Source organism: Herbaspirillum rhizosphaerae (assembly GCF_046025915.1).
Lineage (GTDB): Bacteria > Pseudomonadota > Gammaproteobacteria > Burkholderiales > Burkholderiaceae_D > Herbaspirillum > Herbaspirillum rhizosphaerae_A.
This window is the reverse complement of the sequence record NZ_JAQQFR010000001.1, coordinates 277722-304149: the sequence shown is the minus strand read 5'-3', so window position 1 is coordinate 304149 and position 26428 is coordinate 277722. Positions and strand designations below refer to the sequence as shown.

Below are 26428 nucleotides of genomic sequence, written 5' to 3'. Positions count from 1 at the left end.
AACGAGGGATTGAGGCGCAGCCGATGTGAAAACACATTCAGCCTGCGCCAATTGCAGATGCGAAGGCAGATGCAAAGATGAGGGCGGTCAGCCGTCAGCTGTTCGTTGCAAGGCTCTTGAGCAAATCCTCAATCTCGCGACCAGTTTTCTCGATATGCACTCTGAGGAATTTCTCCACCTCGGCAATTTTCTTTTCCCGGCACAGCTCAAGAATCTTTTTATGATCGTCCTGCGATTGTCTCTTGTAGCCGGTCTTGTTCCATAGCAGGCGCAAGTAGGGTTCCAGGCTGATTCTCAGGCGGTCGAGAATGGCCGTCGTGCGCGGGCGGTTGGCTTTGCCATAGAGACATTTGTGAAAAACCACGTTTAGCGCAATCAGCTCGTCGATATCGCTGGTTTGTTCAAGCTGCCTGATCGTCGCTTGAGCCATTTCAAAATCCTGTGCATTCAGAGATGGCATCGCCGCCTTGATCAGGCTGCCTTCGAGCGTGGCGCGCAAGTCGGTGATTTCTGCCACATCGTCCGGCGACAGTGAATACACCACGGCGCCGCGCCGCGCCGCGACCTCCACCAATCCTTCATGTTCCAGGATCCGCAACGCCTCGCGAACCGTGACCTGGCTGACCGCGAACTGCTTCGCAATGGCGTCCTGGCGCAAAGGCTCGCCGCCCTTGAGCACGCCTTTCAGAATGGCATCGCGCAGCGCATCGGCGATCGACGCGGTGGCAGGTTGCCGTTTGGCAATGACGTCCTGTGCAAATGATTCCAATATTTTCATGTTCACCTCTCGGGCGACATTTTAACAAATTTGGTTGACGTCATCGATTATCGATAATAGCATTATCAATTATCGATAATCGATTAATGAAAGGAAGTCACATGAAACTAGACCTGACGCAATTCGACGCCTTGACGTTTGACGTCTACGGCACCCTGATCGACTGGGAACCCACGATCATTTCCATGTTTCACAGCACCGCCGACCAGTACGGCGTCACGCTGTCCGACGAGCAATTGCTGATGGAATTCGACAAGGCGCGGGCCGCTCTGCAAAAGCAGCGTCCCGCCTTGTTGTATCCCGACGTGTTGCGGGCCGCCTATGGCCAGTTCTGCCGTAACTACGGGATTCCCGAGAACGCGCAAGAGCGCGAGGTGTACGCCAACTCCGTGATGCTATGGCCAACGTTCGCCGACACACGCGCCGCCATGGCGCATCTGCAACAGCACTTCAAGATCGGCCTGCTAAGCAACATCGACAACACCTCGATTCAATTCTCCGAACGCAAACTGGGCATCAAGGCCGACGTTGTCGTCACCGCCGAAAACGTGAACGCCTACAAACCGGATCACGCGCATTTTCATGCAGCATTTGAAAGCTTCGCTGCTTTAGGCATTCCCAAAGAAAGAATTCTGCACGTAGGCCAGAGCCTGCGTGCCGACGTCATTCCGGCAAATCAGCTTGGCCTGTCGAACGTCTGGATCAAACGTCCGGGCCGTAGTCTCGGCTCACGCCCGGAAGACGCAGTCGGCGCCAAGCCCGACCTCAGCTTCGACACGATGCAGGAACTGGCGCTCTATCACCAGGCGCATCTGGCGTTGGCGTGATCGTAATCGCAATCCAGATGAAATCCGAGCTTGTACTTAAGTTTGGACTCAACCTCGCACTCAACTAGTTTTCAAACGGGAGAATGGTATGACCGGCAAGAACGCAGAATCGAAAACCTGCAGCAAATTCGCAGGCAGTATCGCTATCGTGGCCGCTTTGTTTTGCAGCGGCGTTCAGCTTCAGGCCCAGGCGCAAACAGCGGATTCGACCATCGCGCGCATCAAGGCAAGCAACAAAGTGAAGATCGGGGTGCGCGACTTCAGCGTGCCGTTCTCTTATCTGGATGCCAATCAGAAGCCGACCGGCTATAGCGTGGAATTGTGCGAAGCCGTGGTGGAGTCCCTGAAGAAGGAGTTGAATCTGCCGTCGCTGGAGGTGGTCATGCAATCAGTCGACCTCTCCACACGCATCCCTTTGATCCAGAACGCCACCATCGACATGGAATGCGGCTCCACCGTCAATACGCTGACGCGCCAGAGACAGGTCGATTTCTCGTATGTGACGGCGGTCGCCTCAGATCAGCTTCTGGTCAAGGCATCCTCGTCCATCAAAGAGCTGGAAGACCTCGCCGGCAAAGTAGTCGCGTTACCCAATGCTTCTACCAGCCTGGCAATGCTGACAAGCATCAACAACAAAAAGCATCTGAACATGCGCCTCATGTCGGTACGCGACCAGGCGGAAGGATTCCTCGCCGTACAGACCGGCCGCGCCGATGCCTACATCACGGACAACACCATCCTCTATGGACTGCGGAAAGACGCGAAGAATCCGGCGGAATTCCGGATCACCGGCCGTCCCTTGTCTTACCTGCCTTACGGGATCATGGTCGCAAAAAATAACTCGACGCTGCTGGCCATCATCAATCGCACGATCGCAGAGAAATTCCGTAACGGCGATGGAAAAGTCATGTACGACAAATGGTTCGGCCAGCTGAACATGCCGCTCTCGCCGTTGACCAAAGCGGCTTTCGACATCAACGCCATTCCCGAGTGATTGCATCACGTGGCCATGTGCCGTCCCAACTTTTGGGCGGCGCATGGTGCTTACCTAAACTTATCCATTGAGGCATTTCCATGCATGCCCTGCACGCCAACCCGAGTCAGAGTATCCGGCATTCATTGCTCGGTGAAATCAAGGTGCCTGTATTTCATGATGTCGAACAGGCCGCACAACGCATCAGAGACCACGTCCGCCGCACGCCTTTGCTGCGCTCTCCCGTGCTCGATGAAATCGCCGGCGCACGCGTCTGGCTGAAAGCAGAAAACCTGCAGATCACCGGCTCGTTCAAGGCGCGCGGTGCATTCAATGCATTGCTGAGCATGTCGCCGGACCAACGATCCCGCGGCGTCATCGCCTATTCGACCGGCAATCACGGACAGGCGATCGCCTGGGCGGCGAAGCAACTCAATACAAAAGCCACCATCGTCATGCCATCCGATGCGCCGAAGAACAAGATTCTCGGCGCCTTGAAGCAGGGTGCCGAGGTCAGGCAATATGATCGCCGTCACGAAAGCCGCGAAGCAATCGGCATGCAGATACTGGAAGAAACCGGCGGCACCCTGATTCCACCGGGTGATCATCCTGACGTGCTCGCCGGACAAGGTACCGTCATCCTCGAAGCAATCGCCGATCTGCAACGTGAAACGGAAGAGGGGCTGGACAACTTCATCACGCCTTGTGGTGGCGGCGGGCTCGCTGCCGGCAGCAGTCTGGTGCTCAAGGCCCTGTCGCCATCGACAGGCATCTTTGCGGTCGAGCCGGGGGACTTCGACGACACCGTGCGCTCGCTCGCCAGCGGCCGCCGCGAAAGCAACCCGGCCGGCAGCCAATCGATCTGCGACGCACTGCAAGCCGTGACCCCTGCCGAATTACCCTATGAAATCAATCGGCACGCCCTGACCGGTGCGGTGGCCGTAAGCGATGAAGAAGTCGCCGCAGCGATTCGTTTCGCGCTGGAGCAACTTCACGTCTTGGTGGAGCCTGGCGGCTGCGTCGCGCTGGCGGCTGTCCTCGCGGGAAAGCTCGCGCTCAATGGCGGCAACACCGTGCTCGTTCTGTCCGGCGGCAACATCGATATGCCTTTACTGGAAACCATGCTGCGCTAAATCCGGTATCGTTATGACCAAATCGCGCAAATTTCATCATCAAGGATTCCCATGAAGTCACTCTTTCATCTCGCCTACCACGTCCACGACCTGGATGTCGCACGCGATTTCTACTGCAAGTTACTCGGCTGTGAAGAAGGCCGAAGCACCGACACCTGGGTGGATATTGATTTCTTTGGCCATCAGCTGTCGCTGCATCTCGGCAAGCCGTTCGAGGTGACGAATACCGGCAAGGTCGGATCGCACATGGTGCCGATGCCGCATCTGGGCGTCATCCTGCAAATGGACGACTGGCGCAAGCTCGCCGACTCCTTGTCGGGAAGCGACGAAGTGAAATTCGTCATTCCTCCCAGCATTCGTTTCGCGGGTGAAGCAGGTGAGCAGGCGACCATGTTCTTCAGCGACCCATCGGGCAATCCGATTGAGGTGAAAGGGTTTGCTGATCTGGCGCAGGTCTACGACAAATAAATCTGGCGCTATTGACCGCAGAGCGTCAAATCGTCCGGCGATAAGCGCGGCTGGAGATGGCGACCGAGTTGCCGTCGGGATCTTTGACATTGGCAAACGCATAGCCGTGGGCTTGATGCGTGCTGCCGAAAACCAGGCCGCGCTGCGCGCTTTCTTCCTTGAAACCATCAACATCGCGCACGCTGAACATGAGTTTCACGCCGACTTGCCCCAGCTTCACGGTTTTGGCGGCCTGATGGATCAGGATGCTTGTTCCGGCGTCGGGCGCGTGCAATTCAATCAGTCCTTCCAGCATCTCTCCGGTGGTCTCGAAACCGAAGAACTTGCTGTAGAACTCAGCGGTGGCGGAGGGATTTTTTGCGTAGATGAGGATAGTGTTGAGTACGGCCGACATGGCGCTCCTGACGATGTGGTTGAAATCTACGGGATCGCCACTCTAACAAGAAAGCTATTTTTTTCAGCGCTAAATTTAAGCATGAGTTTAGCGTAAGTTCAGCATAAATTATGCTCAGATCGGACAATGAAAAAAGGCCGCCATCGGCAATATGGCGGCCTCAATGTCTCTAAGGATGATGGCACTAGCGCATCAATGCTGCTTCGATCCCGGATTGGACTTTTGATCGTTGCCGCCTGCCTGTTGGTTCTGCCCGCGATTTTGTTGGTCTTGCTGCTTTTGTGCAGTGCCGCCGGCGTTGCGTTGCTCTTCCGCCTGGGTGTGCTGGCGTCCACCGCCCTGAGTGATGCTGGAATCCTTGAAGTTGCCGCCTTGTTGTTGACCGGCGCCGGAGTTTTGCTGATTTTGCTGGTTGTGCTGATTGTTGCGTGTTCCCTGATCAGCACCACCTTGCTGTTGATTTTTCCCCGGCGAGCTCTGATCTTGCTGTGCCGATTTTTGTTGGCCAGCTTGATTGGATTGACCAGCTTGTGCTTGTTGTTGCTGGTTATCGCGTTGTTGCTTATTGTCTTGATTGGACATCGTAATTCTCCTCGAAGGACGGTCGTGGACATTGCTCATGTTTGCTTGTGACTAGCTGCGGGCGGCATCGCCGGAACGCAGATAAGCTCACCAGCGGAGTTGACCGGAAGCTCCGTGGCGATTGCTTATCTTGCTCGGAAAAGAAAGGCGGGACTATCGGTGGATGGCGATTAGTCGTGTGGGGAAACGCGCCACAATGTGTAGGGGAGTGCGCATCGTTCGACCAGCGCGCATTGTTATTGCACCGCCAAGACAAACTCGACAGATAACGCCGCAGCGGCGTCAGCTTGCGCCCTAGGCCGCAGCGCCTTGGGCCAATATCGCCGCCAGCAGTCCGGGAAACCGGTTCTCGACGTCTGCGCGGCGCAGCCGGTTCATGTGCATGGTGCCGGTTGTTTCCGTCAGCACCAGGCCGGACTCCCGCAAAACCTTGAAATGATGCGAGACCGTCGACTTCGGCCGACCGCCATCCAGTTCGCCGCAGCTGGCGGATTCCACCTGAGCCAGTCGCCGGACAATGTCCAGACGAATCGAATCGCTCAAGGCGTAGAGCACGCGTTCAAGGGCGAATTCGTCGGGGGCAGGGTGTTTATAGGGACGCATCAGCAACATCATACACCTTGGGTTATACTTGTTCCATTGTTCGTATATATTCGAAATAACGAATAATAGTAAACACGCAACATTCATTCCCTCATCAGCAAAAAGGTTTCCATGTCCGCTCTGTTCCAGCCCTTCAAACTCAAAGACGTCACCCTGCGCAATCGCATCGCCGTGCCGCCGATGTGTCAGTACATGGCCGTCGACGGCCTGGTCAATGACTGGCATTTGTCGCACTATGCAGGCATGGCGCGCGGCGGCGCCGGGCTGGTCATCGTTGAAGCAACGGCAGTCGCCCCCGAAGGACGCATCACACCGGGTTGTACCGGCATCTGGTCGGATGAGCAGGCACAGGCATTCGTCCCTGTGGTCCAGGCGATCAAGGCGGCAGGTTCGGTGCCAGGCATCCAGATCGCCCACGCGGGCCGCAAAGCCAGCGCCAATCGCCCATGGGAAGGCGACGACCATATCGCGGAAGGCGACGCCCGCGGCTGGCAGACCATTGCGCCATCGGCCATCGCCTACGGTGCGGGTTTGCCGAAGCAACCACGCGCCATGACACTGGACGATATCGCTCGCGTGCGCCAGAACTTCGTCGATGCCGCGTTGCGCGCACGCGAAGCCGGTTTTGAATGGCTGGAACTCCACTTCGCCCACGGCTATCTGGCGCAAAGCTTCTTCTCCGCGCATTCCAATCACCGCGATGACATCTATGGCGGCAGCGTCGAGAACCGCAGCCGTTTCCTGCTGGAGACCCTCAAAGCCGTCCGCGAAGTCTGGCCGGAAAATCTGCCCCTGACAGTACGTTTCGGCGTGATCGAATATGACGGCCGCGACGAACAGACCTTGCTCGACTCGATCGGTCTGGTGAGTCAGTTCAAGACCGCCGGCATGGACATGATCAGCGTCAGCGTCGGCTTCACGATTCCCGAGACATCGATTCCATGGGGGCCGGCCTTCATGGGGCCGGTGGCAGAACGCGTACGTCGCGAAGCGGGCGTGCCGGTATCGTCGGCCTGGGGTTTCGGCACACCGGAGATCGCCGAACGCGTCGTCAAGGAACAGCAGCTCGACGTCGTCATGGTCGGCAGGGCGCATCTCGCCAATCCGCACTGGGCTTACTTCGCCGCCAAGGAGCTGGGCATCGAGCGCGCATCGTGGACGTTGCCTGCGCCTTACGCACACTGGCTTGAGCGCTACTGATTCAGAAGTCACCAGCGTCAAACAGAAACGGCCTGCAGCAATGCGGGCCGTTTTTTTATGGCGCAGCGAAACCCTGCTTTGCGGATGAGCAGTATTTAGACAGCTGAAGCTTGAGGAGAATTGCGGAACGTACGAGGAAGAGGGCGCTGCAGATGAAGAGACTTGCGTGGTTTGTGGGCAGCGATATCCAACTGCCCACAACATGCGCGACGCCCGGCGTTGCGCCAGGCTACGCAATTTACTTGGCGGCTTCTTGCTCAGCCATTTCCAGGCCCAGCTCTTCGAGCATGCTGTTGACCAGCTTGTCAAAAAAGATACGGTAAGTCGATTCCATGTTTTTAATACGACGCAGTTTGCGCATGATATTCCTTTAGTTGATTGAGAGAAATTTTTTACAGCATGACTGCTGAAGGTGCCGAAGTATATCTCAATCGCGCGGAGCGCCTTGTTTGGAGCGGTGCGCATGAGGTGCCGGCGCGTCCTAATCCCATTCGCCGGTCTCTTGCAGCAGCACTTTCTTGCCCTGCATGATCACCAGCGTGCCATCCTCCTGCACCTCATAAAGGGTCGTACCGTTCCTGAACTCATAGCCGAGAAAGCGGCAGGGCGTAACACCATCGGCGCACAGCGTGTGCATCGATTTACCGCGCAACTTGATGCGCTTGCCGGTCTTTTTGCTGGTGCCGACGTAAGACACGTTGTCGCAGCCCACCGAACCCTCCCCGCAATGCTCCTCAATATCGATGACGAAAGACAGCGTTGTCAGCGTACTTGCGCCGGCATCCACGCTGACCAGGCCGAGGGCAACAAGTAACAAGGGAAGAGCAAAGTATCGTTTCATGTCGCAGGCTTTGAAAGTGAGAGAAAGAGACATCGAATCATACCGAAGCGGCATCCGCGGTTGACCGCCCTAATCAACTGCATGAATTGCAACCAAGAAATAAGGAACTGCCTGATAGTACTTTTGCACATCCTGGCTAGTATGTTGACATCATCCGGTCTCGTTCAATCGCAACAAAAGAAGGGCACAATGGACGTCGCAATCACCTACTTTTCTCCTCTCGGTTCTCTGGTAACAGACATGTTGCTTTGGGGAGCGGGCTTCTTCTTAGTCTTGTGGGGATCGGTTGCGGTACATGAACTGGAAGTCGAACTCATCGGCCATCAGCGAAAAATGCTGAAAACGGTTGTGAATACGGACTTCAAACCATCCTGCGGTGAAGAGTGGTTTTTGGCGCCGGGGTTTGAACTGCAACATACAACCCCTTCGCGCCGCCCACATCTGAATCTGCTGAAAAACACGGCAAAGATCGCCATCATCATTATCATCGGCATCCTCCTGCTATTTTCTGTCGATGCACTTTCGCAGCAGCCGGTTTTGAATGCTTCGGTAAAAGTCTCTCCTCACGTGAATTTTTAACAGTCGTAGTGCTCTTGCGGACGCTGCACTCGGAAAATCGATTGACCGTCTTCACAGTGCGACGCGATTGCCGGCAATTGAGGCCAGCCTCATTTATCCAGGTCATGTGATCGCGCATCTTGCCAGTCTTGCCACGAATTCTCACTTGTCCGATGCCGGCAGTGACTTCCTGATAGAGTAATGTGGCAGCCGAAACGGCAAGCACCAACTGACAGCCGCTAGCATCAGCTGATAGCCGATTCAGGCAGCATTTTCCGCAGTCAACCAAGGAGAAGTGACATGGATTTGCAACTCGACGGCAAGATTGCCCTCGTAAGCGGCAGCACTGCCGGCATCGGTTACGCCATCGCTCACACGCTGGCCCAAGAGGGCGCGAGCGTGATCGTCAACGGCCGGACGCAAGGCAGCGTCGACGAGGCGGTGGAGCGTATACGCTCGGAAACGAAGGGTAAGGTTCAAGGCTATGCCGGAGACCTCAGCAAAGCGGACGCCGCGAATGAGGTTGTGCGACGTCACCCCGGCATCAACATTCTCGTGAACAACCTCGGCATCTTTGAACCCAAGGCATTTGAAGATATTCCGGACGAAGACTGGCTGCGCTTCTTTGACGTCAATGTACTGAGCGGCGTGCGTCTTGCGCGTTTGGTACTGCCGGAGATGAAGCAGGCGAACTGGGGACGGATTATTTTCATCTCCAGCGAAAGCGCGGTACAGATTCCCACAGAGATGGTCCACTACGGCATGACCAAGACTGCCCAGCTTGCAGTGTCCCGCGGTCTGGCGGAATCGGTCGCCGGCACGGGCATCACGGTCAACAGCATATTGCCCGGCCCGACCAAATCGCGTGGCGTCGGCGACTTCGTCGAAGAGATGGCGCGATCGAGCGACAAGAGCTTCCAGCAGGTCGAGGCAGAATTTTTCGAACACGTCCGTCCGACTTCACTCATCAAACGCTTCGGCACGCCGCAAGAAGTTGCGTCACTGGTGGCCTACGTCGTCAGCCCGCTCGCATCGGCCACCACCGGTGCGGCGCTTCGTGTCGACGGCGGTGTGATCAAGAGCGCCTTCTGACGGAGCGAGAGCTCTCGGATAGCAGGCGATTAAATTTGAAAGCCCGATTCGGCATCAGCTGAATCGGGCTTTTTTATACGATTCTGTAAGAGGGGTGGCATCTGCTTATGGCCGTTCACTTTCATCACACTTCATAAGCAATGTCTAAGACTCTTGCTTATAGCTGTTGTTGCATTGGTGTCGATCCAATGAAATCGCGAACTTACGCGCGAGCTGGCAGCTTCCTGGCAGTTTTAAGCTTCACTCTCTTCCTACAGTCGCGTTTATTCAGGTTATAGTGCAGAAACAATACGGCAAAATATTAAATAAAATTCGCTGGGAGACCGCGCATGCCTATTTTGATTCGATGTGTCTTATTGCTCGCATTGATCCCGTTGGCGGCTTCGTCGCAAGAAAAAGAATGCCGGAAAGTGGTTATTTCAGCCGACTCCGACTACGCGCCCTTGCAATGGTACGACGGTAAACATCTTACCGGCGCCAGTATCGAAATCGTGACGACCGCTTTGGGAGCGCTCAACGTCCCCTATGAAATTCGCTATGTCGGGCCCTTCCATCGCGTACTGAAAAGCGCACAGGAAGGCGAGATCGACATGATCTCTTCTCTTAAAGACACTCCCGAAAGACGCGAGTATTTGACCTATACCAACGTCGCACTATTCTCCAATCCGATTGCCGTATTTGTCGCCAGGGACAAGAAATTCAGCTATTCAGGCTGGAATGATCTGATCGGAAAAAAGGGCGGCGTCACGCTTGGCAACCAGTTTGGAAACGGCTTCGATGAATTCTTGCGAAAGAATTTGCAGGTAGAGGCCGAGCAAAAGACTTATATGAATTTTAAGAAACTGGAACTGCGTCGTATCGATTACCTGATCACCGGGTACTACAGCGGATTGGTCTACCTGACCACGTCAGGGCAGAACGACAGATTTGTTGCCTTAAAACCGTATGTCTCGGAATCTGACAATTTCATCGCCATAACGAAGTCGAGTCCATGTATCACCCACCTGAAAGCACTGAATCTTCAATTGGAAAATATGCGTCGCGAAGGCAAATTGAAGTCGATATTGGACAAGCATATGGCGTTGCTGGCAAAGCGCGAGAACCAATAATAAGTCGACAATACGTACGCGCACTTAGCCAGGGGATGCAACGGTTTGGTAAATCGTAGGCCCAAGCAATGAGCGTTGAAAACGTATGTCGACGTCACCTTAATAGATCGGGCGAGTACTACTTGCTGATGACGGTCGTCCGATAAGATATCGCATCAGAGGGTTTGGCTGAGGATGCCTGCCGCCTATCGCCGGCACTGACTCCGCTATTTCTTGATCAGAACAATAATGCCGCCTGCACCGGCATTGTCTTTGTTGACGCCTTTCAGGACATTGTTGCTGACCTTGTTGAGCGTGTAATTGTCTGCGTTGTAGTTGCCAGTCCCGGATACATAAACCGGATTGCTGCCACTGATGGTGATCGTCTCTCCCTGTACAGTAACCAGCGCATCTTCCTGAATCTGCTTGGTGATGCCATTGGAGGTATACGACAGCACGATGACACCTCGGAAGACGCCATTGCCGACGGCGTTGGTGACGCGCACGGTACCGTTTGCCGAGTAGCCGCGCGCCGTGGTGTAATCCAGCGTCCACTCACCCAGCATGGTGAATGTGTTGCTATCTTGCTTCGGCGTTTTTGCATTGGTTTGTCTGTCGTTTGCCTTGATTGTGTCGCACCCCCATGCACGCACGATGCAGCTTGATCCTCCCTGGCTTCGGCATTCGGACAGAGCGCGCTGTTGCACGACCGCGCTGGTGGCTGCGCCCTGCCACCATCCATAAACGGTAGAGCCTGCAGCCTGATCGGCAGCAAATGCGGCGCATTGGTTTTCAAAGCGTTTAACGATGCTGCAATCCGGGCCGCATTCTCTCTTTGCGCGCTCATCAGCGACGCCGTATGACGGATGATTGAAAGAGAATCCGTATTCCTTGCCCTGCAGCGTATCGATGGCCAGTGAGCCAGCCGCGAATGCCGTGCCGGCGGTAATTGCGGCAATTACACCGGCTGCCCCGGCGGCAATCTTTATCAGTCCACCACGCATACATTTCCCCTTTTTATTGTTGCCTTCTGTGAAGGCGGCTTTTGCATTATTTTTTGTACCGTTTCTGACTGCTGCCAGTTACCAGTTGCGACTGAGGTCGTCTTTGACGACAGCACGGATCAATTTATCGGAACTGGTGCGCTTAGACAAACATTTCCGTCGGTGAAGCTAAGGTTTGCATGCCGTGGAGAAATTGTTGTACAGCGGATGATAGGGCCCGCTCGTATCAGGGCATCAATCCTGCTCGGTCTTGCGCGCGACGCTCATGATCTTTTCTCGGGTTCTGACGTCGTTGGCATACGGAAATCAGGAAACGCCCGATAGCCCGAAGCCAGCGTGATAGATAAAGTAACACCTGACATCACGTCGTCTCCTCTCGGTCGAAAGACTGATTTGCCCGCCGTCGGCCTCGCGCCGATCGCGGGCTTTTTTATTGCGGGTCAAATCAAATGAGGAATCTGGCCATCGAGATATCGGCCAGGTAGTTGCCGTCAGGCAGCTTTATGCGTTTCTCAAAACGTCCTTCCTCCACAAAACCAAAACGCTGATAGAGGCGTATGGCACCTGCGTTGCCTTCGCGGACCCGAAGCTCAATTTTTTCAACGTGCGGATGTCGGCTAGCCCAATCAAACAGGGCGTTCATCAGACGTGTACCCACACCACATCCGGTGTGTCCAGGATGTACGACGATAGTCAGTGAAAAAACGTGGGACATGGAATCCAACGGCATTGGTTCAAGAAGCGCATGGCCGGTCGCGTTTCCATCGATCTCTGCGACCAGATAAATACCGGCGTCAGCCAGCCGGGCAATCTTCGACCTGAAGGCAGCCTCGGAAAACTCGTGCGGCTGTGATATCAACAGGCCGGGCGTCCTGCTGGTCTTCTGTTCTGCCAGGCAAAGCACTGCCGCGTCGGCAGGCAGTGCATTTCTGACCGCGATTTCTTGATGCATATCGGGATGAAAACGGGATGAAAAATTAGGTAAGGACAATGCCCCGTATGCGACTACGTCACACGTCTGTCAAAAAGCATCTTTAGAATCACGCCAATCGCGCAATTCAGCATTGCACCTACCGGAGCCGGCGGTCGGGAAACATACCGGCACCACATATCATTGCGACGTTTTGATAGTCTTCAGCAACGCAGCAAACCAGTAACCCGGCAACTCAGGTTTCAGTCGCCGGCTTTGGCCACGATCGCACCTTCGATGCCGTTCTTGGCCAGTGATGCCGCGACAAAACCGGATGCCGCCATCTCTTCGACAAACTTGCTCAGATAAGCAGCCGCCGCATCGCCGCGAGCCTTGGGTACGCCCATCGCCTGGCGGATGACCATGAAGCGCTGCGGCAGAATCCGCATGCCGCCGACTTTTGCCGAATCTTGCTCAAGCTGTTGCTTGACGCCTGCGGCTACGCTCAGATGCTGATCGATGAAGCCCTGCACAACCGCCGGAGAGGTGGGGATGCGCACGATCGTCGCCTGGTGCAATTCGCGGGTGAGAAAAAGATCGTAGGCGCTGCCCTTGCCGACCGCGACGGTGATGCCGGGCTTGTCGACTTGTTCATTGGCGGTGATCGGCGAATCGTTACGTACGGCGTAAAAACCTTCTATCAATACATAGGGACCGGTGAAACTGATCTCTTGCGCACGCTTGGGGTCAACTGCAAAAAAGCCGACGTCGGCTTTGTCTTGCTCGATGTTCTCCACCGAATTTCCCGCCGACTTCACCGCCACCAGTTGCAGCGGTACACCGAGCCGTTTGGCCAGCTCAGTTGCCAGATCAACGGACACGCCGACCGGCGCGCCGGTCTTGGGATCGAGGTTCGCTAATACCGGATTGCCGAGATTGATCGATGCGCGCAAAGTGCCGTGTGGCACAAACTGGGCGACCAGCGATTGATCAGCTTGTACGGAGGAGGGCGTGGATTGCGTCATCGTGGTTCCTGAAGTTTGTGCCTGCGCGGCAGAGTTGCATGTCAGCAGAATCGCCAGCACCGACAATACTGATACCGCCGCTGTTCGGTTCCTTCGTGTCGTGAATGTCTTCATCTTGGTGTGGCCTCGTTATACTCAGTCTTGTTTATTCGTCTTGTCTGATGCACAACTGATGATGACACAACCCTGCGAACCGCGTCGCCGCAGATCAGGAAGCGATCAGGCAAACACGCTGCGCCACCAGGCGATAGCGCGGGTGAGGAAGCTTTCTTCCTCTTCAAAGAGATAAGGCTTCTTCACGCGCAAGCGCTCCAGAATTTCCTTCTCGTCTTTTTCCTTGACCGTGCCGTATGCGATGCCCAGTTTCAACAAGCTGCGCAATGCGCCCAGCTTTTCATGCGCGACGCTGCCGCGGGCGTGTTCGACCGCGATCTTGGCATCGTGCAGTTGTTGCGCCAGCGACGCGGCGAGCCGCCATGCCGGAGTCTTCAGTTTCTCTTCCACGTGGGCGATGCTGACTGCGGACGATTTGATCTGCGCGGCGAGGATGTCGATTTGCGACTCATCGCCTTTGGCCTGCTTGACGATGGCCGTGGCCCACGCCTTGGACGCCGCCGACAAGTCGTCGGAACCCCAATCCTGGCGTACCGCGATATGAAAGCCGTAGTTCGACGCCTGCGAAATCAGGATCGCCACCACGTCCGGAAAATCCTTGTCCAGCGCGCGTTTAGCCCATGCATATTGGCCCGACATCATCAGATGCTGCACGGCTTCTTCAGTCAAAAAGGTCGTGTTGTCTGATAGTTTTGCCAACAAAAAACTATCGAACGACGGCGCGACAAAACCCGAGTCGCACTTCAATGACAGGCGGATGAAGTTTTTGAATTCGCGATCCAGCGATTCGTAGACTTCGTCCTTGACGTTCATGTTGATTTTTTTCATGTTCTTCTCCCGGATTACTTGCGGTGCACGTTAAGACTTTAGTTGCGAATCCTTCAATGTCAATCTTTGTGCCGGTTTGAAGCAGAGAGACAGACGACGGCGAAGGTTTCGCACTGGATGTTTGTTAACGGCAAGTATGGAGGAGAACTTTATCGCAGGAAATATTTTCCGAACAATAAATCAGTAATAAGCCAGCAATAAGTTCGCAATCAGTCAGAGAGTGATGACTAAAAATAAACACTGGAATGGCAACTAGGTCGTGCCGTCTGTGCGCGGGTGATATGCGGCGGATATGCGTCGCGGAAAGCGGTGAGACACTCGCCCTGCAAATTCTTCAGAGCCAGACGCAAAGGGACGGCGCTATTTTCCGACGAACAGCTTTCCGCCTTTGACGCTCAGACTGCCCATTGAAGGATGACGTGTGAGTATTGCCCACTGAGGTTGTCCGCTCGCCGTCATGAACGAAAGCACGCGCATGCCGTTGCCGAGTGACAAGCAGATTTCCGGCAAGGTACCGAAGCACTCCACATCAACAACTGTCTCGCCGATCAGCTTTTCGAACATTTTTTCCCAGCGTCGCTCGGAGGTCCAACTGCCTCCTAGAATGGATCGCGCACGTTCAATGCGCCAGCTCCACTCAATCATTAGCGTGACATCACCAGTGGGGTTGCCCGGCTCGCCATTCAATTTGCGTTGGCCATGCAGTTTACCGAACTCGATGAAGATGGCTGAACCGGCGCCCTGCCAGACATGCGAGACGGGCTTGCCGATCAGCGATGAGAAGAAGGGGGCGGCGAGCGACAAATCAATCTCCTCGTGCTTGCGATGCAGTGTGCTTTCTCGCCGCAGCAACACGCTCCAGAATTTCAAAGATCGCCATCCCGGCAAGCATGGCGATGATGAACAGCACCGGTTTCATGCTGCCTGTGGCCAGTGATGCCAGCGCCGGGCCGGGACAATAACCCGCAAGTCCCCAGCCTGCGCCGAACAGCAGTGCACCGGCGATGAGGCGGCGGTCGATGCGGGTGTCCGTCGGCAGGCGCAGGGGCGCACCCGTCAGCGATTGTTTTCTTGTGCCGATAAAGCGAAATACGGGAAACCCGATCAGAATCGCACCGGCCATGACGAATGCGAGCGAAGGATTCCAGCTGCCGGCCAGATCCAGAAAGCCGGTTACTTTTGCAGGATCGGTCATGCCCGATACGATCAGTCCGATGCCGAAAATCAATCCGGCGATGAGTGCCGTTACGATAGACATGCCGTCCTCCTCAGCCGAGCACATGGCGCACGACAAACACGGTAACGAACCCGGCTGCCATGAAGGTGACCGTCGCCACCAGCGAACGCACGGATAGCCGCGACAAGCCGCATACGCCGTGCCCACTGGTGCAGCCCGAGCCATAGCGCGTACCCAGTCCCACCAGCAAGCCGGCGATGATCAGCGTCGGCGTGCCGGCTTCGATGGTGACCGTTGGCAAGGATGCCGCAAGACCATATGCCAGCGGCGCAGCAATCAGTCCGGCGATAAACGCCACGCGCCAGAAGACATCGCCCTTCGATGGTCGCAATAGTCCGCCCAGGATGCCGCTGATACCGGCAATCCGGCCGTTGAACAAAATCAGTAATGCCACGGCCAGCCCGATCAGCAGCCCGCCGGCAAGAGAAGTCCAGGGTGTGAAGCCCGCCCAGTCGATAGTCATGTGGTTGTCTTTCTGAGTAGAGAGCGTCCGGAGAATGCGGCCCCGGCGCGACGCCAGCAGCATCATGGCATAAGTCTGATGTTGCTGAAGCGAGAAGACAAGCGCGACTTATCTGGCGGACGTCTTCGCCGGTGTGCCCATCTGCCGCAAGGTCTTCTCGTTGACCGAGTCCTGAATGGCGGCGAGGGTTTGTTCCAGATGCTGTTTGACGATTTTTTGCACCAGCCGGCCGTTCTTCTTGTTGAAGCCTTCGAGGATCATGCCGTGTTCTTCGTTGTCCACTTGCAGAATCTTGGGGTGCATGAAGATGGACAGCGAGACATAAGGCTCGGCGACAACGAGCAGATTTTTCACGATCTCGTAGAGCCGAGAATCTTCTTCGCTCATCATCAGCTTGATATGGAATTCACGATTCAGCGCTGACCATCGATGCGGATCGGTCGAGGCGCACATTTCTTCGTGGATGATATTCGCTGCTTCCAGCGATTCAGGCGAGATCGAACTCACCGCTTTCTTCGCCAGTAGCGGTTCCAGTGCGATGCGCAGTTCGTAGATCTCCGCCACATCCTTCACCGTCAGCCCTTTGACCACCACGCCTTTATTTGCATCGATCAGTACCAGACCTTCCGAGCGCAGGCCGCGAAAGGCTTCGCGCACCGGCGTGGTGCTCACTTCAAAACGTTTGGCGACTTCATCTTGCCGCAGCTTGTCGCCGGGGCGGTATTTGCCGGCGAGGATGTCGTTTCTCAGCAGGCTGAGAACTTGTTGTTCGATAGTCTTGAAGGCTTTCGGCATGCGTGGCTTCTATTGGGTGTCTCGGCTGGCAGGCGGTGTTCGTTCTCCTGCTCTTGGCGGCTCAATGGGTTGAGCTCTGTCTTTAGTACTACGACGGTATTTTGTCTTGCATGGCGGGCTGGCGCAAGCACTGCGCCGGCCCGCCATCATCACAGCGATGCAGGCTTCATCGACGGCAGGATCGTGCTCAGCCACTGGCCGGTTTGCAACAGGGCCAGATCGCCATCCGCGCGTCCGATCAGTTGCACGCCGTACGGCAGGAAGTCCGTCGAAAATCCCGACGGCGTTGTCACCGCCGGCAAGCCGAGCAGCGTCGCCGGTGCGCAGAAAGACGCGTCGCCGGTCTTCTCCAATCCCTTCAGCGCTGTCGTCGGCGAGGTGATCGTGATGATCGCATCGAGATCTTTCAACAGCGCGTCGCGACCGGCGCGCAGCTCGCCGACCTGCTCAATCAAGCCAAGGTAAGTCTCTTTGGAAATCGTTGCACCGCGGCTCACCAGCTCGCGCGTGTAAGGGCCGGCCAGCGCTTCGGCATCCTTGATGTCGTCGTAGATGGCGGCGCGCGCCTCGTAGGCGAGCACGTCCACCACCAGTTTGTTGAGATCGCGGATATCCATGCCCAGATCCGCATCGACGCATTCCACGCCCAGCGCTTCCAGGCGGCGCACCACGGCGTCAAAGTTTTGCTGCACATCGCCTTCCACCTGCGCCCATTGCGAGGAACGATAGACGCCGATCTTGCGCGGCTTCACGCCTGCGGCAAATGCCTTGGCCGATGCTGGTGCGGCAATGGCGTTGTCGCGTGCGATAACCGCGTGGCAGACCGCCGCCCAGTAAAAGCTCGATGTGATGAAGCCAAGATGATCCAGCGTCGGCGCCAGCGCATGCACGCCATCGGTCGGGATCAGTCCGAACGTTGGTTTGTAGCCCACCGCGCCGCAGTACGACGCCGGACGAATCACCGAGCCGACGGTCTGCGTGCCCAGTGCGATCGGCACGATGCCGGCACCCACGGCTGCCGCCGATCCGCTCGACGAGCCGCCCGGGCTGTGGCCGGTATTCCATGGATTGACGGTCGCACCCGGATCGCGCCAGGCGAATTCCGTGGTCACCGTTTTGCCGAAGATCACCGCGCCCGCTGCGCGCAGCCTGGTGACGATCCAGGCATCTTTTTGCGGCTGATAGCCTTGAAAAATCTTCGAGCCATAAGTAGTCGGCATGTCTGCCGTGTCGATCAGATCCTTGACGGCTACCGGAATGCCGGCGAGGGGGCCCGTACCGGCGTTCACGTCTGGATAGGCGTCGGGACGATAAGTGAACGCCTTCAGCGTATCCTCGATGCGGTCCGCCGTCGCGACCGCCGATGAGAGTACCGCCTGGTTTGTCTCTTGCGTGTGTGATGTGCTCATGATCTGCTCTTCAGAATGTGCGGCCTGCGGGTGCGTACCGCTCGCAGGGAATGGCCAAGTTGCAGACCGAGCGAACAATGCCAGCCGGTCTGCGGACTACTTAGTTACCACTTAGTTACCAACTACTTGCTTACTTTTTCGGCAAAGCTGTTGTCCACAGCGCTATCGTAAGTGACTTCGCCTGCCTTGATGTTGCCGATGGAAATCTGCAGATCAAGACCAGCCTGGAACGCCTGTTTGGAAATCGATGGCGTCGCCGGATAGATCTTCTGATCCAGCAGACGCTTCACAGCCGCTTCCACCACGCTCTTTTCCAGTGAAGGAAATTCCGCCACCGCTACACGATACGCCACTTGCGGATTGGTTTGCATCAGCTTCTCGGCGTCGGCGATGGCGCTCACAAAACTTTGCACCATTTGCGGACGCTTCTGGATCGTCGACTTCAGCGTGTCGATGGTCGAGAACGCATACACGCCGTCATACTGCTTGGCGAAGTCATAGACGATCTTGTAGCCGTTCGCCAATGCCTGTTCCACCTGCGGCTGATACAGCGTCGCAGCAGCTGCGCGGCCGGCTGTCACCGGCGAGATTTCTGTGCCGATCGAGACGGTGTTGAGCTTGACGTTGGACAAGCCCTTTTCCTTCAGCAGATTTTGCAGCAGGTAAGTGCTGGTCGACGGCGGCAATGCAGCCGAAATGGTCTGGTCCTTGAGATCGGCGATCGACTTGATCGGCGAATTTGGCGGTGCCACCATCCACACCGGCACGCCTGATACCACCATCGCCACGTTCACCAGCGATGCGCCCTTGAGGTTGGCCAGCACCGCCGTCATCGGATCCTGCAGCGAGAAATCCGCATGCCCGCCGATCACCGCCGCCACGCCTTGCGCGCCGCCGCCGGCAGTCACCTTCTGCACTTCCAGTCCGTGTTTGGTGAACAGGCCTTCATTCATCGCCACATACAGCGGCAGATACTGAATCGACTGGAAGGCCTGATAGATCACCGCCTTTTCAGCGGCATTGCTGGCCGGCGCGGCAACGCAGGCCGCAGCAATCAGGGTGGCACCGAGCAGACGGCGGGCATGCATGAATGTGAAACTCATTGTGCGATTCATTGTTCTGTTTTCCATGAAACGATCCTCTCTTCGATTAATTGGACAACCCAGGTAAGAACTGCGGCCATCAGCGTCAGAATGATGACGCCCAGCCAGACACTATTAAGATCGAACAGCGAGCCGGCGACGAACACCGCATGTCCCAATCCGTTTTCTGAAGCAATGAATTCACCCACCACCGCGCCGATCAGCGCGAAGCCGATGTTGATGCGGAAGATGGAGAAAATCCACGGGATCGACGCCGGCACGATCAGCTTCTTGAAGATCATCGCGCGCTGCGCCTTGAACGATTTGAAAAGGTTCAGTAAATCCTTGTCGACTTCCTGTGCCGCCGCGCAGGAAGAGATCATCGCCACCGCAAAGGTCGAAATGCCGGCCAGCCAGATTTTCGACACCATGCCGGAGCCGAACCAGATGATGATCAGCGGGCCGAGCGCGATTTTTGGAATGCTGTTGAGCAGGATGGAAAACTGCTCGACGATGTCTGAGGTGCGCGGATAAAACCACAGCACCAGTCCCAGCACGATACCCAGACCGCTGCCCAGCACCAGCCCGAACAGCGTTTCGAACAGCGTCACCCAAGTGTCGTACAGCAGTTGTCCCTTGGTGAAGCCGATCACGGCCGAACGATAAATACCCAGCGGCGAACCGAGCAGCTGGCCGTTGATCAGATTGGCCTGCGCCGCCATCTGCCACAACACAACCAGCACAATCAGGATGGTGGTGACGATCATCGTCGCGCCATTGTTCTTTCTTTTCATGAGATCCCTTTCTTCACTCGGTTCGGCTTAAACGCTTGCGTGCGCGACATCGCTCGCACGCAAGGCATTCCAGATTTCCTTGTGAAACAAGGGAAACTCCGGCGCACCGCGTGCCGTCACCGCATCGCGGTCGCCATCGGTAATGCCCTCGACGGTGAGCAGGATTTTTTCTTCGCGTGTGATCTTTGCCGGACGTCCGCCGAGCACGACGATGCGGTTGCTCATGGCGATGGCTTCATCGATATCGTGCGTCACCAAAATGACGCTGGTGCCTTCGGTGCGGGTGAGGCTGATGACATCGTTCTCCAGCATCAGCCGCGTCTCGTAGTCGAGCGCCGAGAAAGGTTCATCCAGCAGCACCACTGAAGGATCCGCCAGCAGCGTGCGCGTCAGGGCGACGCGTTGTTTCATGCCACCCGACAGCGAATGCGGATAAGCGTTGGCGACCGACTCCAGGCCATAGCGGCCCAGCATTACTTTGGCGCGCGTGCGATCAGCCTCAGTCACAGGACGATGCAGCTCGATACCCAGCACGGCGTTCTCAAGAATCGTGCGCCACGGCAGCAGCAAATCTTTCTGCAGCATGTACGCGATGCTGCCCGGCGTGCCGTCGGCTTTTTCGCCCAGCGCGATCTTGCCGGCGCTCGGTGTCAACAGGCCGGAGATCAGGTTGAACAGCGTGCTCTTGCCCGCACCGCTGCGACCGACGATCGCCACGATCTCGGCTTTGCCCACCGTGAAATTGAGGTTTTGGAAAATACGAATTTCTTCGCCGTTGGCCTTGATGAAGGCGTGGCTCAGATTCTGGACTTCAAGACGGTTCTCCAACATTTGCTCCGTAAAAAAGTACCGACGGCGTCGCCGGCGGATGAGTCAAAAGTGTTGCCGATGTTTCTCAAAGAAAATTATGCATAATGCATAATTTGCTTCGATGAGCAGGGCCATAAGCAGAAGACGTGCCAGAAAATGCAATCAACTGGGCACCTGAAAATCGAACCGGCGGGAGGCCTAGAAGTGGCGCGGAGTAAGGCTTCAAAGCCGATGGAGATGTAAAGGGAAATGCGCAAAAACGGTGAAGACGTCAGTTGCCGGAATGGATGGAAAACGTGCACGGAATGTGTGCGGAGAGGTAAAGACAGGCGCGCAATCCCAAAGATGGCGCGTCGCTGAGACGGCCAAATGATGAGCTATCGGGGCAGTTGCCGGAGGGATGACGGAGGGTACTTCAGGCAGCCGGCGACGGGCTGATGATGCCCGCCGCCGTGTTTCTGTCTTACTTTGATCGCATTGCTAATGACTATTTAGCGTAACGGCACATTGATCCCCAGTAGCACCGACGAGTACCGTCCCTGCCCGACATTCAGATTGCTGCTGTAGTCGACGATCAGCGATGTCCCGTTGGACAGCAGCAAGCGCATGCCCAGGCCGGCGGTCCAGTTGCCGGTGAAGCTGTCGTCCGAGCGGATCACATAAGCCGGGCTTGACGACGCCAGGTCGGCGTACGAAATCCCAGCTTCGCCGGCGCCGGAGAACTGGCGGCGGTATTCAAGCCGCGCGCGCGGTGTCCACATGCCGAAACGGCTCAGGTACTGGCCTTCGGTGCGCAGGCCGAACGTACCGCTGCTGGTGCGCACGCGCTGTTTGAAATAGGTCAGCGCGTTATTGCCGGCGGCGGCTTCGGTATATTGCGCCAGCGTGGTCGACGCCAGATCGACCTTGCCGTACGGCGACCACATCCAGCTCTCGCCGCGGAACTCATAGCCGCTCGACAGCGCGACGAACAGTTGCTTGCCGCCGCGCTGACCGGTAGCGAAGCTGCCGTCATCGGTGACGTAGCGCGTCGAATCGAAATTGAGCGCGCCATAGCCGAGCATGCCGTCGATGAAAATATTCGGCGTCGGTCGCACACTGCCGTAGACGGTCGCGACCACGGCTTGTCCGATGGTCTTGCTGCCGTTGTCGCCGATATCGCTGCGGTCGCGGCTGTAGCCGGTACCCACGCCGATCGTCAGTTGATCGCTCAGGCGATAGTCGGCGCCCATGCTGACACCGTTGGTGGTGAAGCGGAATCCTTCCTGTTGACCGTTGCTGTTGCGCTGGCCGAAGTCGACCGTACCAGCGATCCACAGCGACAACTCCTGCCGGCTCTGTTCACGCTTGGATGGCAATTCAGGTAGCGCGGCAAGATCTTTGCTGCTTTCTGCAACCGGCTTTGTCTCGGGTTTGTTCGCCTGACTCAGCAGCGGCCAACCCACTTTGCGCATGCCGGCCTGCAGCGGCGAACCGACCACGCGATCGACTTCATCCTCGCTCCATTGCGCCAGCAGCGGCTTGATCGGCGCCGTCGGCTGACCGAATCCAAGGCCGAAACTGGATGGCGCCCAACCGGTGCCGTGCAGGCTTTCCAGGCGGCGGCTGAAGTTGCCCAGCTGCGCGGTGGCGAAACGGCTTGCGGTCTGGCCGTGTGCGGCGACCAGTCCCTTGACCTGCGGATCGTTCGCGGCATTGGTGCGGGCGCCGACGGTGATCGTGACCGTCGCGGCAGCGGACGGCCCCGAGGCATTGCTCAGCGTAAAGGTGACCGTGGCGACGCCGGAGAACGCGGCCGCCGGCGTGAAGTTCAGGCGATAGGACGGGCTGCCTGAACTGGCGGCGTTGACCATGGTGGCGGTGCCGGCGGTTGCCGGATTCACCGCGACGATGGCCGCGGCAGTGAACGGACCGCCGGTGGCGCCGGCCGTCACATCTACCGTGGCCGTGACACCCGCAGCGACGGCGACGCTCTGGTTCGATGCGACCGGCACGGCGCTGGCGCTGACGGTGGCGGTAACGAGTGCCGATGCGCCGAATACGTTCGATAGCGTGTAGGTGAATTGCACATTGCCGGTGAAACCGGCGATAGCGGTGTAGACGATATCGGTGCCGTTGACCACGGCGCTGCCGGACGTTGGCGCGCCGACGATCGTCACCGCTGTGATCGGACCGTTAGCGGCAGCAGCGCCGACATGCAGCGTCACCGACTGACCTGCCTGCACGCTGGCACTCTGCGGCGGCGAGGTCGGCACTGCCAGAGCCGTTACCGTGACGCTGACCGTGGCCGACGACGAGGTGCCGCCAGGACCGGTGGCAGTGTAAGTAAAGCTGTCGCTGCCGAAATAATTGGTGTTGGGTGTATAGATAACACCGAGACCACTGACGGTGGCGCTACCGTGCAGCGGCGTGGTAACGATGGCGATGCTGGTGATCGCGCTGGTGTCATTGTTCGTGACAGGAATCGTCACCGCCTGATTGGCATTCGTGGTGGCGCTATCGGCCACGGCGACCGGCACCGCCTGGCCGACCGTCAGCGTGAAATTCTGCGACTTGGTCACCGGCGTCGGCGTGCTGCTGTCGGAGGCCGACGCCGTCAACGAGAAGCTGCCGTTTTGCGTCGGCGTGCCGGAAATGGTCGCGCCGGTAGTGCTGGTGCTGTAGGTCAGGCCTGTCGGCAAGCCGGTCACCGTGATGGTGCTGTAGGGCGCGGTGCCGCCGCTCCAGGTCAGCGTCTGACTATACGCGGTTCCTTGCCTGACGCTCCATGTCGTGGACGGCGTGATGATCACCGTCGGCGCGCTGATCGTCACGGTCACTGTTGCCACCGCCGAGGTGCCGACCGCATTGGTGGCGGTGTAGCTGAACGTATCCGTGCCGCTGTAGCCGGCCGTCGGCGTGTAGGTGAACCCCGTGACGCCGGAAGGCGATGCCGTACCGTGCGCCGCTGCCGTGGTGATGTTCAGGGACGTAGGCGCACCGCCGGTGATCGTTGCCGTGATGCTGTTGTTGCTACTGCTGTAGCTGACCGCGGCGGTGCTGCTGGCCGTCACCGGTTTGCCGGCGCCGACCGTGCCGCTGTAATTGATCGTTGTAGTGACGCTGTAGTTATCGGCGGAGGTTACCGAAAAATTGTATGCACCGGCAGCCGTAGGCGTACCGCTGATGAGACCGGTGCCCGAGACGTTCAGGCCGGCCGGTGTTGCGCCCGCCGTGACGGTATAGGTATAAGGCGAGGTGCCGCCGGAAGTCGACAGTTGCTGCGAGAAAGCGATGCCGACCTGAGGCGTGGTCAGCGACGACGGCGAGATGCCCAGTGTCGGATTGCCTACCGCCAGCGTGTAGTTGTTGGAGGTATTGAACGGCGCTCCCGCTCCGGTCGAACTGTCCTGGGCTTTGAGCGTGAAACTGAAATTGCCGCTCTGCGTCGGTATCCCCGACAGTGTTCCGCCAGTGAGCGTCAGTCCGTTGGGCAGACTGCCGGCGATCACGCTGTAGTTATAAGGCGATGTGCCGCCGCTGCCGGTAAACGTCTGCGAGTAGGCAAGGCCGACGGTGGCGCCGGACAGGGCGGGACCGGCAGGCGACAAGTTCAGCGCCGGCGGCGAAACAGTGATCGATACGGTCGCGGTGTTGGATGTGCCGACGGCATTGGTGGCGGTGTAGGTGAAGGAGTCCGTCCCGGCATAACCGGCGGTCGGCGTATAGCTGAACGACGTTGCGCTGAGCACGCTGACCGTGCCGTGCGACGCGCCGGAGGCCACGGTCAGCGATGCTGCAGTGCCGCCGCTGGCCCCGATCGATGCCGCAATCGTGGTGGCGCTACTGCTGCCGGTGTTGTAAGCGACCGAGGAACTGACGGCGTTGGCAATCGGTGCGCCCTTGCCGATACCGCCGGACATAGGCAATGTTACGGTGAAGCCATTGCTGTCGGTTGCGGTGACGGTGTACGAGTAGTTGCCGGCGACGGTCGGCGTGCCGGTGACGGCGCCGCTGCTGGCCGACAAGTTCAACCCGGCGGGCAGGCTGTTGCTGGTGACGGCATAGGTGTAAGGAGCGGTGCCGCCCCCAGCGACGAACTGTATGGTGGGCGCAGGTACGCCACGTTCCAGATTGACGGAATTGGCAACAAGAGTAAGGGTGGGCGCTGCCACGGTCAGCGTGTAGTTGCGCGAACCGGTGACAGCGGTGCCGGTGGAACTGTCGGTCGCAGTGATCGTGAAAGAAAAGACTCCTGCCTGGGTCGGCGTTCCCGACAGCGTTGCCGTGCCGGCATTGAAGCTCAGGCCGGTGGGCAAGGTACCGGTCTGGCTATAGGTATAAGGACCGCTGCCGCCGCTGGCGCTGAACGACTGGCTGAATGCCGATATCGTCGTCGCACTGAGTGCGGTTACGCTTGGCGACACCGTGATCGTCGGCGCCGTCATCGTCACGCTCACGGTTGCCGGCGCCGATGTGCCACCTGCATTGGTGGCGGTGTAGGTAAATGAATCCGGGCCGTTGTAGCCGATGGTCGGCGTGTACCTGATCGTCGTGCCGCTGATGAGGGTCGCGCCGTGTAGCGGTGCCGTGGGGACCGCCACGGAAGCCGTCGGACCGCCGCTGAGCGATAGCGTCGCCGCATTGAGGGTGCTGTTGTAATTCACCGTCATACTGACCGGACCCGCCACCGGCGGCGGCAGGGGATCGATCGTCATGCTGTAGTTAGCCGTCGCGATTGCGGGCGTGCCGGAAGTGCTGTCGGTGACCACGATCCGGAAGGTGGCGGTGCCGGCCGTGGTTGGCGTGCCGGAAATCAGACCGGTGGAGCTGATGCTCAAGGGCGAGCCGCCCCCCGGAAAGTTAGTGGTGTCCATCGCATAACTATACGGCGCAATACCGCCGCTGGCGCTCATTTGCTGCGAGTAGGCGACGGTCGCAGTGCCATTCGGCAGCGTCCCCGGCGAGATGCTCAGCGTCGCCGCGCCGACATTCATCTGATAGGGCTTGGTGAACGTATTGGAGGGCGTCGCCGAGTCGCTGACCTTGATCGAAAAGTTATAGCCGCCGGAGGCGGTCGCCGAGCCGCCGAAGGCACCGGTTGAATCATTGAAGGTGATGCCGGGTGGCAGCGACCCAGCGACCAGCGCATAGGTATAGGGCCCGGTGCCGCCGGTGGTGCTCATTTGCTGAGAGAAGCTCTGCGCGACGACAGGATTGGCGGACGCCGTCGGGGACACTGTCAGCGGCGAGGTGGGAGCGCTGATCGTGATGTTGAATACCATCGGATTGTTGCTGTCATCCTTCAGGGTGAAGGTATCGGTCAGTTGACCGTTGCCGCTGTTGGAATAGTTGATCCATGTGTTGCTGTCGCCAGTCGTAAGGTCAGCTGCGACGAGAGAGCCGTTTGAAGGAAAGGTAAACACTCCATTCCAGCCAAC

At 57.6% G+C, this 26428-nt stretch carries 27 protein-coding genes; 8 read left to right on the top strand and 19 right to left on the bottom strand.

All coding sequences use genetic code 11. From position 1 onward, the window contains the following. Positions 1-94: 94 nt before the first annotated feature. Complete coding sequence (locus PQR63_RS01415; protein ID WP_408164981.1) at positions 95-778, bottom strand: GntR family transcriptional regulator; 684 nt, start codon at positions 776-778, stop codon at positions 95-97. Positions 779-879: 101 nt separating this feature from the next. On the opposite strand from PQR63_RS01415, the gene PQR63_RS01410 reads away from it, so the two are divergent. The 4 genes from PQR63_RS01410 (at position 880) to PQR63_RS01395 (ending at position 4179) form a co-directional block, all read left to right on the top strand. Then, positions 880-1605 carry an HAD family hydrolase gene (locus PQR63_RS01410; protein ID WP_408164979.1) on the top strand — a complete coding sequence of 242 codons (726 nt, stop codon included), beginning with the start codon at positions 880-882 and terminating at the stop codon, positions 1603-1605. 88 nt (positions 1606-1693) lie between these two features. Beyond that, positions 1694-2599, top strand: a complete 906-nt coding sequence (locus PQR63_RS01405) for an amino acid ABC transporter substrate-binding protein (RefSeq protein WP_408164977.1) — start codon at positions 1694-1696, stop codon at positions 2597-2599. Positions 2600-2679: 80 nt separating this feature from the next. Then, on the top strand, positions 2680-3711 hold the full coding sequence (locus PQR63_RS01400) for a threonine ammonia-lyase (protein WP_408164975.1): 1032 nt from the start codon (positions 2680-2682) through the stop codon (positions 3709-3711). Between the two features lie 51 nt (positions 3712-3762). Then, positions 3763-4179, top strand: a complete 417-nt coding sequence (locus PQR63_RS01395) for a VOC family protein (protein ID WP_408164974.1) — start codon at positions 3763-3765, stop codon at positions 4177-4179. A 25-nt stretch (positions 4180-4204) separates the two neighbouring features. Here the strand turns inward: PQR63_RS01395 and PQR63_RS01390 are convergent, their stop codons facing one another. The 3 genes from PQR63_RS01390 to PQR63_RS01380 all read right to left on the bottom strand — a co-directional run bounded on the left by PQR63_RS01390 (position 4205) and on the right by PQR63_RS01380 (position 5758). Then, complete coding sequence (locus PQR63_RS01390; RefSeq protein ID WP_408164972.1) at positions 4205-4573, bottom strand: VOC family protein; 369 nt, start codon at positions 4571-4573, stop codon at positions 4205-4207. 192 nt (positions 4574-4765) lie between these two features. After that, positions 4766-5155, bottom strand: a complete 390-nt coding sequence (locus PQR63_RS01385) for a hypothetical protein (protein WP_408164971.1) — start codon at positions 5153-5155, stop codon at positions 4766-4768. 294 nt (positions 5156-5449) lie between these two features. After that, on the bottom strand, positions 5450-5758 hold the full coding sequence (locus PQR63_RS01380; RefSeq protein WP_408164969.1) for an ArsR/SmtB family transcription factor: 309 nt from the start codon (positions 5756-5758) through the stop codon (positions 5450-5452). 111 nt (positions 5759-5869) lie between these two features. Here PQR63_RS01380 and PQR63_RS01375 point away from each other — a divergent pair, with 111 nt between their 5' ends. Further along, positions 5870-6958 (top strand): NADH:flavin oxidoreductase/NADH oxidase, encoded by a 1089-nt coding sequence (locus tag PQR63_RS01375; protein WP_408164967.1) that lies wholly within the window; start codon positions 5870-5872, stop codon positions 6956-6958. A gap of 238 nt (positions 6959-7196) precedes the next feature. Here the strand turns inward: PQR63_RS01375 and PQR63_RS01370 are convergent, their stop codons facing one another. After that, positions 7197-7319, bottom strand: coding sequence for a hypothetical protein (locus tag PQR63_RS01370; protein ID WP_408164965.1), 123 nt, complete (start codon positions 7317-7319; stop codon positions 7197-7199). Positions 7320-7439: 120 nt separating this feature from the next. Further along, on the bottom strand, positions 7440-7799 hold the full coding sequence (locus tag PQR63_RS01365; protein ID WP_408164963.1) for a hypothetical protein: 360 nt from the start codon (positions 7797-7799) through the stop codon (positions 7440-7442). A 189-nt stretch (positions 7800-7988) separates the two neighbouring features. Between PQR63_RS01365 and PQR63_RS01360 the strand changes: the two genes are divergently transcribed. The 3 genes from PQR63_RS01360 (at position 7989) to PQR63_RS01350 (ending at position 10558) form a co-directional block, all read left to right on the top strand. After that, entirely contained in the window at positions 7989-8378 is a 390-nt protein-coding gene (locus PQR63_RS01360) for a hypothetical protein (RefSeq protein ID WP_408164961.1), read from the top strand. 279 nt (positions 8379-8657) lie between these two features. Continuing rightward, positions 8658-9449 (top strand): SDR family NAD(P)-dependent oxidoreductase, encoded by a 792-nt coding sequence (locus PQR63_RS01355; protein WP_408164959.1) that lies wholly within the window; start codon positions 8658-8660, stop codon positions 9447-9449. Between the two features lie 329 nt (positions 9450-9778). Continuing rightward, positions 9779-10558 (top strand): substrate-binding periplasmic protein, encoded by a 780-nt coding sequence (locus tag PQR63_RS01350; protein WP_408164957.1) that lies wholly within the window; start codon positions 9779-9781, stop codon positions 10556-10558. A gap of 206 nt (positions 10559-10764) precedes the next feature. Here PQR63_RS01350 and PQR63_RS01345 read toward each other — a convergent pair whose 3' ends face one another. From PQR63_RS01345 to PQR63_RS01285, 13 genes are all read right to left on the bottom strand, one after another. Further along, positions 10765-11541 carry a DUF4189 domain-containing protein gene (locus tag PQR63_RS01345; RefSeq protein ID WP_408164955.1) on the bottom strand — a complete coding sequence of 259 codons (777 nt, stop codon included), beginning with the start codon at positions 11539-11541 and terminating at the stop codon, positions 10765-10767. Between the two features lie 445 nt (positions 11542-11986). Further along, complete coding sequence (locus PQR63_RS01340; protein ID WP_408164954.1) at positions 11987-12493, bottom strand: GNAT family N-acetyltransferase; 507 nt, start codon at positions 12491-12493, stop codon at positions 11987-11989. 221 nt (positions 12494-12714) lie between these two features. Continuing rightward, positions 12715-13476: an ABC transporter substrate-binding protein gene (locus PQR63_RS01335; protein WP_408164952.1), complete on the bottom strand. Its 762-nt coding sequence runs from the start codon at positions 13474-13476 to the stop codon at positions 12715-12717. A 219-nt stretch (positions 13477-13695) separates the two neighbouring features. Continuing rightward, a complete protein-coding gene (locus tag PQR63_RS01330) occupies positions 13696-14418 on the bottom strand; it encodes a DUF4088 family protein (RefSeq protein ID WP_408164950.1) in 723 nt (240 codons plus the stop codon). Between the two features lie 360 nt (positions 14419-14778). Further along, positions 14779-15288 carry a hypothetical protein gene (locus tag PQR63_RS01325; RefSeq protein ID WP_408164948.1) on the bottom strand — a complete coding sequence of 170 codons (510 nt, stop codon included), beginning with the start codon at positions 15286-15288 and terminating at the stop codon, positions 14779-14781. After that, on the bottom strand, positions 15224-15676 hold the full coding sequence (locus PQR63_RS01320; protein WP_408164947.1) for a YeeE/YedE family protein: 453 nt from the start codon (positions 15674-15676) through the stop codon (positions 15224-15226). Before PQR63_RS01320 ends, PQR63_RS01325 begins: the two co-directional genes overlap by 65 nt. 10 nt (positions 15677-15686) lie before the next feature. Continuing rightward, complete coding sequence (locus PQR63_RS01315) at positions 15687-16181, bottom strand: YeeE/YedE family protein (protein WP_408165360.1); 495 nt, start codon at positions 16179-16181, stop codon at positions 15687-15689. A 45-nt stretch (positions 16182-16226) separates the two neighbouring features. Beyond that, entirely contained in the window at positions 16227-16913 is a 687-nt protein-coding gene (locus PQR63_RS01310; protein ID WP_408164945.1) for a GntR family transcriptional regulator, read from the bottom strand. Between the two features lie 149 nt (positions 16914-17062). Next, complete coding sequence (locus PQR63_RS01305) at positions 17063-18322, bottom strand: amidase (protein ID WP_408164943.1); 1260 nt, start codon at positions 18320-18322, stop codon at positions 17063-17065. Between the two features lie 122 nt (positions 18323-18444). Continuing rightward, positions 18445-19425: an ABC transporter substrate-binding protein gene (locus tag PQR63_RS01300; protein WP_408164941.1), complete on the bottom strand. Its 981-nt coding sequence runs from the start codon at positions 19423-19425 to the stop codon at positions 18445-18447. A gap of 8 nt (positions 19426-19433) precedes the next feature. Continuing rightward, positions 19434-20198 carry an ABC transporter permease gene (locus tag PQR63_RS01295; RefSeq protein WP_408164939.1) on the bottom strand — a complete coding sequence of 255 codons (765 nt, stop codon included), beginning with the start codon at positions 20196-20198 and terminating at the stop codon, positions 19434-19436. A 27-nt stretch (positions 20199-20225) separates the two neighbouring features. After that, a complete protein-coding gene (locus PQR63_RS01290) occupies positions 20226-21029 on the bottom strand; it encodes an ABC transporter ATP-binding protein (protein ID WP_408164937.1) in 804 nt (267 codons plus the stop codon). A 470-nt stretch (positions 21030-21499) separates the two neighbouring features. Continuing rightward, complete coding sequence (locus PQR63_RS01285) at positions 21500-26413, bottom strand: putative Ig domain-containing protein (RefSeq protein ID WP_408164935.1); 4914 nt, start codon at positions 26411-26413, stop codon at positions 21500-21502. Positions 26414-26428 lie beyond the last annotated feature (15 nt).

Coding starts and splice junctions, on each gene's coding strand:
- PQR63_RS01375 (WP_408164967.1), top strand. CDS start 5,870: ATGTCCGCTCTGTTCCAGCCCTTCAAACTCAAAGACGTCACCCTGCGC.
- PQR63_RS01380 (WP_408164969.1), bottom strand. CDS start 5,758: ATGCGTCCCTATAAACACCCTGCCCCCGACGAATTCGCCCTTGAACGC.
- PQR63_RS01415 (WP_408164981.1), bottom strand. CDS start 778: ATGAAAATATTGGAATCATTTGCACAGGACGTCATTGCCAAACGGCAA.
- PQR63_RS01410 (WP_408164979.1), top strand. CDS start 880: ATGAAACTAGACCTGACGCAATTCGACGCCTTGACGTTTGACGTCTAC.
- PQR63_RS01350 (WP_408164957.1), top strand. CDS start 9,779: ATGCCTATTTTGATTCGATGTGTCTTATTGCTCGCATTGATCCCGTTG.
- PQR63_RS01355 (WP_408164959.1), top strand. CDS start 8,658: ATGGATTTGCAACTCGACGGCAAGATTGCCCTCGTAAGCGGCAGCACT.
- PQR63_RS01305 (WP_408164943.1), bottom strand. CDS start 18,322: ATGAGCACATCACACACGCAAGAGACAAACCAGGCGGTACTCTCATCG.
- PQR63_RS01320 (WP_408164947.1), bottom strand. CDS start 15,676: ATGTCTATCGTAACGGCACTCATCGCCGGATTGATTTTCGGCATCGGA.
- PQR63_RS01300 (WP_408164941.1), bottom strand. CDS start 19,425: ATGAGTTTCACATTCATGCATGCCCGCCGTCTGCTCGGTGCCACCCTG.
- PQR63_RS01370 (WP_408164965.1), bottom strand. CDS start 7,319: ATGCGCAAACTGCGTCGTATTAAAAACATGGAATCGACTTACCGTATC.
- PQR63_RS01340 (WP_408164954.1), bottom strand. CDS start 12,493: ATGCATCAAGAAATCGCGGTCAGAAATGCACTGCCTGCCGACGCGGCA.
- PQR63_RS01365 (WP_408164963.1), bottom strand. CDS start 7,799: ATGAAACGATACTTTGCTCTTCCCTTGTTACTTGTTGCCCTCGGCCTG.
- PQR63_RS01385 (WP_408164971.1), bottom strand. CDS start 5,155: ATGTCCAATCAAGACAATAAGCAACAACGCGATAACCAGCAACAACAA.
- PQR63_RS01360 (WP_408164961.1), top strand. CDS start 7,989: ATGGACGTCGCAATCACCTACTTTTCTCCTCTCGGTTCTCTGGTAACA.
- PQR63_RS01395 (WP_408164974.1), top strand. CDS start 3,763: ATGAAGTCACTCTTTCATCTCGCCTACCACGTCCACGACCTGGATGTC.
- PQR63_RS01330 (WP_408164950.1), bottom strand. CDS start 14,418: ATGAAAAAAATCAACATGAACGTCAAGGACGAAGTCTACGAATCGCTG.
- PQR63_RS01400 (WP_408164975.1), top strand. CDS start 2,680: ATGCATGCCCTGCACGCCAACCCGAGTCAGAGTATCCGGCATTCATTG.
- PQR63_RS01290 (WP_408164937.1), bottom strand. CDS start 21,029: ATGTTGGAGAACCGTCTTGAAGTCCAGAATCTGAGCCACGCCTTCATC.
- PQR63_RS01390 (WP_408164972.1), bottom strand. CDS start 4,573: ATGTCGGCCGTACTCAACACTATCCTCATCTACGCAAAAAATCCCTCC.
- PQR63_RS01345 (WP_408164955.1), bottom strand. CDS start 11,541: ATGCGTGGTGGACTGATAAAGATTGCCGCCGGGGCAGCCGGTGTAATT.
- PQR63_RS01335 (WP_408164952.1), bottom strand. CDS start 13,476: ATGACGCAATCCACGCCCTCCTCCGTACAAGCTGATCAATCGCTGGTC.
- PQR63_RS01405 (WP_408164977.1), top strand. CDS start 1,694: ATGACCGGCAAGAACGCAGAATCGAAAACCTGCAGCAAATTCGCAGGC.
- PQR63_RS01295 (WP_408164939.1), bottom strand. CDS start 20,198: ATGAAAAGAAAGAACAATGGCGCGACGATGATCGTCACCACCATCCTG.
- PQR63_RS01315 (WP_408165360.1), bottom strand. CDS start 16,181: ATGCTGCTGGCGTCGCGCCGGGGCCGCATTCTCCGGACGCTCTCTACT.
- PQR63_RS01310 (WP_408164945.1), bottom strand. CDS start 16,913: ATGCCGAAAGCCTTCAAGACTATCGAACAACAAGTTCTCAGCCTGCTG.